The organism is Prevotella dentalis DSM 3688 (genome assembly GCF_000242335.1).
Taxonomy (GTDB): domain Bacteria; phylum Bacteroidota; class Bacteroidia; order Bacteroidales; family Bacteroidaceae; genus Prevotella; species Prevotella seregens.
Map to the genome: position 1 here is coordinate 154226 of NC_019960.1, position 11601 is coordinate 165826.

The window sequence follows — 11601 nt, forward strand, 5'->3', positions numbered from 1 at the left end:
TCTTTTGATGTTTTTGGATAGGGGGAGGCTGCAGCCCTATTTCCCGATGCCGAAAATGTCGCGCAGAACCTCGCGGTCGTCGAAGTGATGCTTCACGCCTTGAATCTCTTGATAGTTCTCATGGCCCTTGCCAGCCACGAGAATCACGTCGCCTTTCCGGGCCATCATGCAGGCCGTGCGGATGGCTTCCCGGCGGTCGGCCATGCTGATGACCTTTTTCTGCTGGTCTGCATTGAGCCCGGCCATCATGTCGTTGATGATGTCCTGCGGGTTCTCGAAGCGTGGGTTGTCACTCGTGATGATGACACGGTCGCTCTGTCGAACGGCTTCCTGGGCCATGAGCGGCCGCTTGCCCTTGTCGCGGTTGCCGCCCGCACCACAGACCGTGATGACGTGTCCCTTGCCGTTGAGTACTTCGTGGATGGCGTTGAGCACGTTGGCCAGTGCGTCGGGAGTGTGTGCATAGTCCACAATGCCCGTATAGCCCTCGGGTGAGGTGATGGGTTCCAGCCGGCCGCTCACACTGTGCAGCGTGCTGAGCACCACGAGAATCTCTTCCGGCTGCTTGCCCAGCATGCGGGCTGCACCGTAGACGGCGAGCAGGTTGCTCACGTTGAACTTGCCGATAAACTGCACGCCCACCTCATGACCGTCTACATCAAGGTACATCCCGGCGAAGTGCATCTCGATGATGCGGGCCCGGAAGTCGGCCATCTGACGCATGGAATAGGTCTTGACCACGGCCTTGGTGTTCTGCACCATCACCATGCCGTTCTTGTCATCGGCGTTGGTAATGGCAAAGGCTGTCTTGGGTAACCCGTCGAAGAAGGCCTTTTTGGCGTTGCGGTAGTTCTCGAATGTCTTGTGATAGTCCAGATGGTCGCGGGTGAGATTGGTGAAGATGCCGCCGGTAAACTTCAGTCCGGCGATGCGTTTTTGGGCGATAGCGTGGCTGGAGCACTCCATAAAAGCATATTCGCACCCGGCTTCGACCATGCGGGCGAGCAGCATATTCAGTTCGATGGGGTCGGGAGTGGTATGGTCGGCAGGGATGGCTTCATCCTCGATGTAGTTGCAGACGGTGGAGAGCAGACCGCATTTGTGACCCATCTTGCGGAACATATTATATAATAAGGTGGCGATGGTAGTCTTGCCATTGGTGCCTGTCACACCTACGAGCTTGAGCTTGCGCGAGGGGTCTCCGTAGAACAGGGTAGCCACCTTGCCAGCTGCATCTTCCGTGGATTCCACCTGCACGTAGGTCACGCCCAGTGCTTTCTCCGTGGGCATATCCTCGCAGAGCACAGCCTTGGCTCCGAGTTCGATGGCCTTTGGGATAAACAGATGGCCGTCTACCTGTGTCCCTTTCATGGCCACAAAGAGGTGACCGTCTTTCACTTGGCGCGAGTCGATGTCTACACCTGTGATTTCCACATCTGTCTCGCCGGCCATGGCGAGCGGCCTGATGTTCTTCAGCAACTCTTGAATCTTCATATTCTTGCTTGGTTTATAGTTCTTGACATGGAGCCGCGGGGCTGTCATTCCAGCGTGAGGACACAGGTTTCTCCCTTTGTCTTCTTGATGAAATGTCCGGGTTCCAGGCTTTGCTTCACCACCCGTCCCCGTCCGAGGAGGCGGCATTTCACGCCCCGCTTCTCAATCAGGTAGACTGCATCGCGTGCGCCCATGCCGCTCACGTCTGGGATGTATCGGTTGCCGAGGTCGTTGCGGCGGAGCAGAGCCACGAGATTCTGCCGCTTCTCGGCAATGCCCCATATCTTGTTCCGGGACGCAGTGATGGCTGAACCTGAGAAGTCGGCATTGGTCTTGATGCCCAGATGCGACAGCACATAGTCGGCAGAAAGGATGTTTCCGTCTTTCACGTCGGGGACGAACACCGATGCGGAGTCGCGGGCATCTTTGACATCGAGCCGAATATCCTGGGCCATGATGCCCTCGGCAATGTGATGGAACACCACGCCGCTCATGCCGCCGCCCGATGCCGGGAGTCCCGACTTCTGGATGCACACGATGCAGCTGTAGCGAGGATTGTCGGCAGGAAAGTAGCCGGCAAAGGAGAGCAGGTAGTTCATCGTGCCGCTCTTGTACCCTGCGGCGCCCTTGGACATCTGTGCGGTGCCCGTCTTGCCGGCCACTTGGAACGATTCGGAGCCGGCTTTTTTGCCGAGTCCCTCGCTTACCACCTTGCGCAGCATCTCCTGCATGTCCTTGATAACCTTTGGCGAGGCGATCTGTTCATGGCCTTTCACCACCTGCGGCGGGAACTCCTCGATGATCTCGCCGTCCTTGATGGCAGCCTTTACAAAGCGGGGCTGCATCATGCGTCCGCCGTTGGCAATGGCGTTGTAGAACGCCAAGGTCGAGATGGGAGGTATCTGGGTCTCATAGCCGATGCTCATCCAGGGCAGTGCCGTGTTGCTCCAGTTCGTCCATTCGCCGCGCTTGTTCTTCATGGGCATCCGTACCTTGCCCGATGCTGCCCCCACAATGGGGATATGCAAGTCGGCCGTAATGCCCGAGCGGTACACTCCACGCACGAATTTCTCCGGGTTGCTGTGATAGTATTCGTCGATGATACGGCTCACCCCGATGTTGGAACTCACTTTCAGCGTCTTGGGCAAGTTCATTGTTCCATAGCCTCCGCGCCGCCAGTTATGGTCTTTCATCTCGCGCCCGTACATGGGCCAGATGCCGGGACCGGTCTCTACCACTTTGTTGGTGTCGCACATGCCGTCTTCCAGTGCGGTCATAATGGAGATGGGCTTGAACACCGAACCGGGCTCCAACAGGTCGCTGACGGCATGGTTTTTAATTTCGCGGTACTCGCCGTCGACGCACTTTTCCATGTTGACGATGGCTTTAATGTCGCCCGTCTGCACCTCCATGACAATGGCCACGCCCACGTTACCGTTGATTTCGCGCAGTTCGTTGATGACGGATCGCTCGGCCAAATCCTGCATGCTCACGTCTATGGTGGTCACAATATCGGCTCCAGCGATGGGCGGTGTGTCCATGATGTCCAGAAATTTATTGAGCACTTTCCGGCGGTGCTTGATGCCATTGGTGCCCCGCAACAGCGAGTCGTACGACAGTTCGATGCCGCACCGCGGCGTCCGTCCGTCGTTCATGGCGGCATACATGTCGCCCACGGTTCGCCCGGCCAGTGTGCCGTAGGGCCGCTCGCGCGAGTTCAACTCGTCGCAATGGAATCCGCTTTGGAACTTCGACAGCCGGAACACGGGCAGCTGTTTCACCTCGGAGAACGTGTTATAGTTGATGCGCTTCGGCCATATGGGCCAGTGACGTTTCTCTTTCTTCATGCCCTCGGCCAAGTGATTCTTGAAAGCCGTGGCACTTTGTTCGGGGAAGATGTCGTGCAATCCGTTGCAGATGCTGTCTATCTTGGCATGCCACAGCGAGTCGTTGCCCGCCTCGTGTAGCTGCCCGAAGTCCATGTAGATCTTGAATTCGGGAAGCGAAGAAGCCAGCAGCTGGCCGTCGCAGCTCAGGATGTTGCCGCGCATGGGCACCACCTCTACGCTGTCTTTCTTCACCCGGCTGGCCACTTTCGTCCAGTAGTCGCGCTTGGCCGTCATGATGTAGCTGGCCTTGACGAGGACGGCAAGAGCCAGCAAGGTCATCAGAATGGCGATGGCCCGGTATCGGGGGATAATCTTTTTATTGTCAAACTTGCTCATGAGCGACTACTTCTCTTCGGGCACATTAATGATATAAGGAGGTTGACTGGCCATCTTCAGCACGCTGTCCTTGTTGTTCTTCAGCTCGTTGAGCACATTGCTCTCGCGGCTCTTTTCCGTGAGCTGGCTGTTGCTCGACAGTGCCTTGTACTTGGCATCCTGCAGTTGTGTCTGCAGATGGTCTATCTCAATGATGTCCTGCTGGCAGCTGTAACGGTTGGAGATATAGAGCAGCATAAAGAAAGCGATGAGCACGAAGAGCCAGATTTGTCGTCGAATGATGGCCGTGTTGAGGATGTCACCACCAAGAATCTTGCGCAGGGAGAGGGTGCGCGACAGCGGGGCCTCGCCCTCGATGGCCTGTTCCTGTATCACTTCCTTGAGCGAGAGGCCCTCACCCTCGGTCAGTTCCTTGTTGTCGTCCTGTTTGGTTTCGTCTTCTTTCATTTCTTCTCTGCAATTCTCAGTTTCGCGCTTCTGCTTCTCGGATTTCTGGTTTGCTCTTCTTCGCCGGGCACGATCACCTTGTTGTTGATGAGCGTATAGGGACTTTCAATGCGTCCGAAGAAGTCTTGCTGTATCTTGCCCTCTACGTTGCCGGTCTTCATCATGTTCTTTACGATGCGGCTTTCCAGCGAGTGGTATGTGATGACACTCAGCCTGCCACCCGGCCGCAACAGTTCGGTGGCGGCGGCCAGCATCTCTTTGAGTGCGGCCATCTCGTGATTCACCTCAATGCGCAGGGCCTGAAACAGCTTGGCCATATCTTTTTTTTCGCGCTCCCGCCGGAAGAGGGGCTCCACGGCCTGGATGAAATCCTGTGTCGTGACAATGCGTTTGTCCTGTCGGGCCTTGGCCACTGTGGCTGCAATGCGACGGGAGCTCTTCAGTTCGCCGTAGAGATAGAAGATGTCGGCCAGCCGTTCTTCCTCATAGTCGTTCACAATGTCGGCCGCTGTCTTCCCCGCACGTTTGTTCATCCGCATGTCGAGCGGGGCATCGAAGCGGAAAGAGAACCCGCGGCTCTCGTCATCAAAGTGATGGCTCGATACGCCGAGGTCGCCCAGCACCCCGTCTATCTGCTCCACACCGTAGTAGCGCATCCAGTTTTTCAGGTATCTGAAGTTCGACCTTACAAAGGTGAAATTCCCCGGTGCCGGGTGCGATGCACTGGACGTGAAAGCGGCGTTCTGTTCCGCGTCGGCGTCCTGGTCGAAGCTGTAGAGCCGTCCTTCCGGACCAAGCCGCGAGAGGATCTCGCGCGAGTGCCCGCCGCCTCCAAAGGTAACATCCACGTAGATGCCGTTCGGTTTGATGTTGAGCCCATCAATGCTCTCGGTCAAGAGCACGGGTACATGGTAAGTCTCTGCGGTCTTTGTCATTCTGCGGTTGTCGTTTTCATCACGTCTTCCAAGGCGGCGCCAAAGGCATCCTTGTCCATGAACGGTTGCGAGGCCTCGGGGTCGTTGGCCCAAATCTCGATGGAGTCGCCCATACCCACGAATCTCAGCGACTGCTTGATGCCGGCGGTCTGGAGAAAGGGCTTGGGAATGAGGATGCGTCCCGTGGCATCCACGCTGATATTGATGACGCCACTCACGAATGTTCGGTAAACCATCTGCTCCCGGCGGTCCCACCGAGAGAGCTTATGGCGCATCTCGTCCATCAGTGCGTTCCACACGCTCTCCGGATAAATCACCAAGATGTTCTCGAAGATGTCCTGGCGCAGCACAAGGTTCTCCTCGTCGGGCGACGTGAGTAACTTGCGGAAAGAAGCCGGCAGAAATGCCCGTCCTTTCGCATCGACCTTGGCTTCGATATTACCTAAAAAACGCATGCGTACATCTATAAGCTCTATTCGCCTCCAAAGTTACGCAAAATTCCCCACTTTGCGCCACTTTGCCCCACAATTTTTAAGAATACGTGTTTTTTATTGTTTCAAGGCAAGGCGTAGCCGTTGCGTGAGGGGCTTTTCTTGGGTGCACAGGATTCAGGAGGCGCTTTGGTTTCGTCAAGGGATAGCTCTTCATTTGGCTTCTTTTTGCTTGCATAACCTACAAAAAACAAACTTTTTTGTACAAGATTAAGGAATTTAGAAAAAGAAATGCTATTTTTGCATCTGTTTAGTATGGCGTAAAGGATGAGCGAAAGCATAGAAAAGGAGACCAGCCAGGCTACGGACAGGGCCGCAGACAAGATCATTGATATTGAGAAAGTGCTGCGCAGCAAGATGGGCGACAAGGTGAAATTTTTGCCCCGAATGGTCGTAGCTTGGCTGAAACGCATGGTTCACGAGGACGAGGTTAATGATTTCTTGTGGAAAAGTCGTGACAAGGTGGGCACCGAGTGGCTTGCCGAGTGTGTCCGTTATCTTGATATGCACGTCACGATAGAGGGCGAAGAGAATCTGCCCGACAAGAACGACGGCCGGTTCTACACCTTTGTGTCCAACCATCCGCTGGGTGGACAGGACGGTGTGTGCTTGGGATCGATCATCGGCAAGCACTACGACGGCCGGTTCCGTTACCTGGTCAACGACCTGTTGATGTTTCTCCCGGGCTTGAAACCGGTTTGTATCGGCATCAACAAGACGGGGCGCCAGGGCCGCAATTTTCCCCAAATGGTCGAGTCGGGCTTCCAGAGCGACAACCACATGCTGATGTTTCCAGCCGGTCTCAATTCCCGTAAGACGGGCGGTATCATCCATGACCTGCCGTGGAAAAAGACTTTTATTACCAAGAGCGTGGAGTATCAGCGCGACGTGGTGCCCATTTATTTCAGCGGGCGCAATTCCGAACGGTTTTATCGCATAGCCAAATGGCAGAGGCGGCTTGGGCTCAAGGTGAATCTTGCCATGCTGTTTCTGGTGGACGAGATGTATCGCAACGTGCACAAAGACTTCCGAATCGTCATTGGCAAGCCCATTCCCTGGCAGACTTTCGACAAGAGTCGAACCCCGATGGAATGGGCTAAATTCGTTGAAGATCGCGTGTACGAACAAGCGGGTCCTGCCGGTCTTAGAGGCGAGTGACCTTAAATAACAAGTGTTTATGGAAGAACAGATTATCCAGCCGATTAGTAAGGATTTGTTGAAAAGCGAGCTGACGCACGAACGTCTGCTGCGGACGACCAACAAGAGCCACAACGACATCTACATCGTGACGGCCCAGAATGCCCCGAATGTGATGTTGGAGATAGGGCGGTTGCGCGAGCTGGCCTTTCGCACCTCGGGCGGCGGCACCGGCAAGTCGGCGGATATTGACGAGTTCGACACCATGGAAAACGGCTGCAGCCAGCTGGTGGTGTGGAATCCAGAAGCCGAAGAAATCATTGGCGGCTACCGTTATCTCTTCGGCGAGAATTGGCGGCTCAATGCCGATGGACAGCCCAATTTGGCCATGAGCCACATGTTCCGCTTCTCTGAAAACTTCATGCGCGAGTATGCTCCCTATACTGTTGAGCTGGGCCGCTCGTTTGTTTCGCTGGAGTATCAGAATGTGCGCAGGAACACCAAGTCCATCTTTGCCCTCGACAACTTGTGGGACGGCCTCGGCGCCCTGACGGTCATCAACCCCCGTTGCAAGTATTTCTTTGGTAAGATGACGATGTATCCCTCGTTCGTGAGTCGTGGTCGCGACATGATACTCTACTTCCTGCGCAAGCACTTTGGCGACCACGAGCAGCTCGTTGTACCGATGAATCCGTTGAAAACGAGCACTAACGAAGAAGAATTGTCCCGCATTTTCTGTGAAGACGACTTTAGGAAAGACTATCGCATTCTGAACCGGGAAATACGCAATCTGGGCTTCAACATCCCGCCGCTGATTAATGCTTACATGAATCTGAGCCCCACCATGAAGTTCTTCGGCACGGGCATCAACCGTGAGTTTGGCAATGTTGAGGAGAGTGGCATCCTGATTGCGATGGACGAAATCTTCGAGGAGAAGCGCGTGCGCCACATCAACAGCTTTGTCGACGAGCATCCCGAAGCCGTCAACCAAAGTCTCCCCCCGGCACCCTCCAGCATGAGCGGCCGTGCGGCAGCCCATCAAAATGTGTCCGATTAAGGTGTGTGCGGGTTTCGCACACTTGCCTTTTCTGTTTTCAGTTCCCCCTCCTGTGGGAGAGCGCACTTGCATGCCGCCTACACGATAGGCAGTGAGATGCCGTTGATTTTCTGGTAAACGTCCAGCGCATAGACGTCGGTCATGCCGCTGATATAGTCGAGCACGGCCATGATGCGTGTCTCCAGGCTTTCGCTCTGGATGTCGTACTGGCTGCTGAATCGCCCGATGAGCTGCTGGCTGTGGAATTTTTCAGGGTGCACGGCGGCCCCGATAAGTGTCTGCATCAGCGTCTCCATGATTTTGTAACCGCTCAGTTCCACGTCGAGCACGGGTTTGCTTCGGTATATTTTCTTGTATGACAGGGCGGCGCATCGCTTGTAGGCCTCACGTTGCAGTTGTGCAATGTTGTCAATGAGGCTGCCTTGGAAGGTGCCCGCCAGTATCTCCTCCTCGTGTTCCACGAAAGTTTTCACGCACTCGTTCTCCAGTTTGCCCACGACGCAGGCCCGCATGTACACCACCTGCTCGTTCAGATCGGTCACGCCTTCTCTGTCCAGCCGCTGCCTGATTCTGCGTTTCATGTCGTCATCAAAGAATCCCATGAGCAGTTCCTCGGTTTCTTGGAACGAGAGAATCTTCAGTTTGTGGGAGTCTTCTATATCCATAATCTCGTAGCAAATGTCGTCGGCCGCCTCCATGAGGTAGACCAATGGGTGGCGTGCACAGCGCAGGGGCTCGCCCGGGGCGGACAGGCGGACGATGCCCAGCTCCTCGGCAATCCTGCGGTAAGTGGGTTCTTCCGTGCCGAAGAATCCGAATTTGCCGTGGTTTCCCGCCACGCTGCTGGCAAAGGGATACTTCACGATGGCGGCCAGCGAGGCATAGGTCATGACAAAGCCGCCGGGTCTCCGGCCGGCAAACTGGTGGGTGAGCAGGCGAAAAGCATTGGCATTGCCCTCGAAATGCGTGATGTCGTTCCAGAAAGCCTCGCTCACCTTGCCGCGCAGACAGCTGCCCTCGTCTTCGGTGAAATAGGTCTGGATGGCCTTTTCGCCCGAGTGCCCGAAGGGCGGGTTGCCCATGTCGTGGGCCAATCCGGCCGTCTGCACGATGGTGCCAATCTCCTCGAACAGCGTGCCCCGCAGTTCGGGGTGCCGCTCGATGAGCCGCGTGGCCACGTCGTCGCCCAGCGACTTGCCCAGCGACGACACCTCCAGGGAGTGTGTCAGCCGGTTGTGCACAAACACGCTGCCCGGCAGCGGGAACACCTGGGTCTTGTTCTGCAACCGCCTGAAAGGGGCCGAATAGATGAGCCTGTCGCCGTCGCGCTTGAACTCGGAGCGGTCGTCATGGCGCAGCGGATGCGTGTCTTCCTGTCCGAGCCGCCTGTTGGAGATGAGTTGTTTCCAGTTCATGTCGTCGTGTTCTTGGTGTCGTTTTATCTTGTGGTTTAGGCGCAAAGATACGTCTATTTCCCCAATTTTCTGTCTTTTTAATATTTAAAATGAACCCGTCTGCATGGAAATGCGTAATTTTGCACTTATTATGGTAAGAATCAAAGTTGTCAACACCGGCCGCCAGCCCCTGCCGGCCTATGCCACCGAGCAGAGTGCGGGCCTTGACCTGCGAGCCAATATCGATGCCCCCATGGTGCTCCGGCCTTTGGAGCGCCGCCTTGTCCCCACGGGTTTGCGCATTGCCTTGCCCGAGGGCTACGAGGCGCAGGTGCGCCCTCGCAGCGGTCTGGCCCTGAAGCATGGGGTGACTGTGCTCAACACGCCCGGCACCATCGACGCCGATTATCGGGGCGAGGTGATGGTGCTGCTCGTCAATTTCTCCCAAGAAAACTTTGTGGTCAATGCCGGCGAGCGCATTGCCCAGATGGTCATAGCCCGCTACGAGCAGGCCGAACTCGAGCCCGTCGACGTGCTCGACGAGACCGAACGCGGTGCCGGCGGCTACGGCCACACCGGCGTGAAGTGAACGCAGTACGCATGATGAACAGCAAACGCACACATAGGTTTCCGTTCGCAGCGGCTTTAGCCCTGCTGTTGGCCCTGTCCGCACCCGTCATGGGCAAGGCCCGGAAGCAGAAACCCACTCCTCCTGCAGCCTCTGCCGTGGCTCTGTTGAGCCCCGCAGACCGGCTGCGTTACCAATACTTTTTCCTGGAAGCCGTGCGCCAGCAGAATGCCGGGCACCACGCCGCCGCCTTCGATCTGCTGGACCATTGTCTGCGTATCGACCCCCATGCGGCCGAAGCCTACTACCTGCAGGCCCCCTATCTGTCCCGGCTCCATCAGGATTCGCTGGCTCTGGCCCGTCTGGAGCGGGCCGCCCGGCTCAGTCCCGACAACGACGTGTATCAAGAAAAGGTGGCCCAATACTATATCGGCACGGGCAATTACGCCCGGGCCGTCGAGGCCTACGAGCAGCTCTATGCCCTCCACCGCGACCGCAGCGACGTGCTCAACATCCTCGTGCAGCTCTACAAGCAGCAGAAAGACTACGACCACATGCTCGACGCCATAGCCCGCCTGGAGCAGGTGGAGGGCGAGAGCGAGCAGCTTGCGCTGGCCCGAATGGGAGCCTACGAGCTGAAAGGCGACACGAAAAGTGCCTACCGCACCCTGCGGCAACTGGCCGACAGCCACCCCAACGACCTGAATTACCGCATCATGCTGGGCAATTGGCTCATGCAGAACAGCCGGCCGGCCGAGGCCTATCCGCTGTTTGCCGGGGCCCTGAAAGAGGAGCCCGACAACACCTACGCCCTCAGCTCCATGTATGACTACTATCGGGCCGCAGGGCAGGACTCGCTGGCCCGCCAGATGATGGAACGCGTGCTGCTGGGCCGCAACACGCCCGCCGACAACCGCATTCAGTTCATGCGCCAGGCCATTCAGGAGAACGAGCAGCAGGGTGGCGACTCCACTCTCATCATTTCGCTCCTCGACCGCATGCAGCAGGTGGCCCCGCGCGACGCCCAGGTGGCCGAGATGCGCGTGGCTTACTACACGCTCAAGAAGATGCCCGCGGCCCAGACCGACTCGGCACTCGTGCAGTTGCTGCGGCTGGCACCCGACAACGGAGGTGCCCGCCTGCAGCTCATCCGAAACAAATGGGGCAAGGGCAACTGGACGGAGATAGCTGCTCTGAGCGAGCCGGGCATGCTATACAACCCCGATGAAATGGTGTTTTATTACTTTACAGGCCTTGCCCGCTACTACCAAAAGGACGACAACGGGGCCCTAGACGCCTTTCAGCGAGGTACGGCAGAGATTAATGACAAGAGCGATCCGGCCATCGTGAGCGACTTCTACGCCATCATGGGCGAGATATACCACAACAAAGGCGAGCTGAAGAAAGCCTACGCCGCCTACGACAGCTGCCTGCAATGGAAGCCCGACCAGGTGATGACGCTCAACAACTATGCCTACTTCCTCTCCATAGAGGGCGGCGACCTCAAGAAGGCCGAGGAGATGAGCGCGCGCGCCGTCAAGGCCGAACCCAAGAATGCCACCTATCTCGACACCTACGCTTGGGTGCTCTACCGCCAGGGCCGCTACACCGAGGCTAAGCTCTACATAGACCAAGCCCTGGCCAACACCCCCGACTCCACCCTGAACGCCGACGTGCTGGAGCATGCCGGCGACATCTACGACAAGACGGGCGACCGTCCGGCGGCCGTGGCCTACTGGCAGCGGGCCATCGCGGCCGGGGCCGACCGCACGGCCCTCATGCGCAAGATACAGCCCGTCCGTCCGTCAGCCGCCCGCCGCCCGGCCCGCAAGGCAGGGCGTAGATAACCCGAA

At 57.0% G+C, this 11601-nt stretch carries 10 protein-coding genes; 4 read left to right on the forward strand and 6 right to left on the reverse strand.

From position 1 onward, the window contains the following. Positions 1-36 precede the first annotated feature (36 nt). Genes PREDE_RS00525 through PREDE_RS00545 form a run of 5 tightly spaced genes read right to left on the reverse strand, consistent with a single transcriptional unit; the run spans position 37 to position 5556 of the window. The gene (locus PREDE_RS00525; protein ID WP_015298327.1) at positions 37-1494 is read right to left on the reverse strand and encodes a UDP-N-acetylmuramoyl-L-alanyl-D-glutamate--2,6-diaminopimelate ligase; all 1458 of its coding nucleotides are present in this window, start codon (positions 1492-1494) and stop codon (positions 37-39) included. Positions 1495-1538: 44 nt separating this feature from the next. After that, the gene (locus tag PREDE_RS00530; RefSeq protein WP_005845740.1) at positions 1539-3719 is read right to left on the reverse strand and encodes a penicillin-binding protein; all 2181 of its coding nucleotides are present in this window, start codon (positions 3717-3719) and stop codon (positions 1539-1541) included. A 6-nt stretch (positions 3720-3725) separates the two neighbouring features. Next, positions 3726-4166, reverse strand: coding sequence for an FtsL-like putative cell division protein (locus tag PREDE_RS00535; protein ID WP_005845741.1), 441 nt, complete (start codon positions 4164-4166; stop codon positions 3726-3728). After that, positions 4163-5101 carry a 16S rRNA (cytosine(1402)-N(4))-methyltransferase RsmH gene (rsmH, locus tag PREDE_RS00540; protein ID WP_005845742.1) on the reverse strand — a complete coding sequence of 313 codons (939 nt, stop codon included), beginning with the start codon at positions 5099-5101 and terminating at the stop codon, positions 4163-4165. Before rsmH ends, PREDE_RS00535 begins: the two co-directional genes overlap by 4 nt. Further along, the gene (locus PREDE_RS00545) at positions 5098-5556 is read right to left on the reverse strand and encodes a division/cell wall cluster transcriptional repressor MraZ (protein WP_005845744.1); all 459 of its coding nucleotides are present in this window, start codon (positions 5554-5556) and stop codon (positions 5098-5100) included. Before PREDE_RS00545 ends, rsmH begins: the two co-directional genes overlap by 4 nt. Before the next feature lie 303 nt (positions 5557-5859). On the opposite strand from PREDE_RS00545, the gene PREDE_RS00550 reads away from it, so the two are divergent. Both PREDE_RS00550 and PREDE_RS00555 read left to right on the forward strand, forming a co-directional pair. Continuing rightward, positions 5860-6750 carry a hypothetical protein gene (locus tag PREDE_RS00550; RefSeq protein WP_005845746.1) on the forward strand — a complete coding sequence of 297 codons (891 nt, stop codon included), beginning with the start codon at positions 5860-5862 and terminating at the stop codon, positions 6748-6750. A 19-nt stretch (positions 6751-6769) separates the two neighbouring features. Beyond that, positions 6770-7786, forward strand: a complete 1017-nt coding sequence (locus PREDE_RS00555) for a GNAT family N-acetyltransferase (protein WP_005845747.1) — start codon at positions 6770-6772, stop codon at positions 7784-7786. A gap of 77 nt (positions 7787-7863) precedes the next feature. Here the strand turns inward: PREDE_RS00555 and dgt are convergent, their stop codons facing one another. Next, on the reverse strand, positions 7864-9201 hold the full coding sequence (dgt, locus tag PREDE_RS00560) for a dGTP triphosphohydrolase (protein ID WP_015298328.1): 1338 nt from the start codon (positions 9199-9201) through the stop codon (positions 7864-7866). Between the two features lie 130 nt (positions 9202-9331). On the opposite strand from dgt, the gene dut reads away from it, so the two are divergent. Together dut and PREDE_RS00570 are read left to right on the forward strand one after the other, a co-directional pair. Beyond that, positions 9332-9769 (forward strand): dUTP diphosphatase, encoded by a 438-nt coding sequence (gene dut, locus PREDE_RS00565; protein ID WP_027952147.1) that lies wholly within the window; start codon positions 9332-9334, stop codon positions 9767-9769. 11 nt (positions 9770-9780) lie between these two features. After that, positions 9781-11595, forward strand: a complete 1815-nt coding sequence (locus PREDE_RS00570) for a tetratricopeptide repeat protein (protein ID WP_005845750.1) — start codon at positions 9781-9783, stop codon at positions 11593-11595. Positions 11596-11601: the final 6 nt, after the last annotated feature.

Bases quoted from the DNA above. Each gene is read 5' to 3' on its own strand.
- dgt (WP_015298328.1), bottom strand. From the start codon at position 9,201: ATGAACTGGAAACAACTCATCTCCAACAGGCGGCTCGGACAGGAAGAC.
- PREDE_RS00535 (WP_005845741.1), bottom strand. From the start codon at position 4,166: ATGAAAGAAGACGAAACCAAACAGGACGACAACAAGGAACTGACCGAG.
- PREDE_RS00525 (WP_015298327.1), bottom strand. From the start codon at position 1,494: ATGAAGATTCAAGAGTTGCTGAAGAACATCAGGCCGCTCGCCATGGCC.
- PREDE_RS00570 (WP_005845750.1), top strand. From the start codon at position 9,781: ATGATGAACAGCAAACGCACACATAGGTTTCCGTTCGCAGCGGCTTTA.
- PREDE_RS00555 (WP_005845747.1), top strand. From the start codon at position 6,770: ATGGAAGAACAGATTATCCAGCCGATTAGTAAGGATTTGTTGAAAAGC.
- PREDE_RS00530 (WP_005845740.1), bottom strand. From the start codon at position 3,719: ATGAGCAAGTTTGACAATAAAAAGATTATCCCCCGATACCGGGCCATC.
- dut (WP_027952147.1), top strand. From the start codon at position 9,332: ATGGTAAGAATCAAAGTTGTCAACACCGGCCGCCAGCCCCTGCCGGCC.
- PREDE_RS00550 (WP_005845746.1), top strand. From the start codon at position 5,860: ATGAGCGAAAGCATAGAAAAGGAGACCAGCCAGGCTACGGACAGGGCC.
- PREDE_RS00545 (WP_005845744.1), bottom strand. From the start codon at position 5,556: ATGCGTTTTTTAGGTAATATCGAAGCCAAGGTCGATGCGAAAGGACGG.
- rsmH (WP_005845742.1), bottom strand. From the start codon at position 5,101: ATGACAAAGACCGCAGAGACTTACCATGTACCCGTGCTCTTGACCGAG.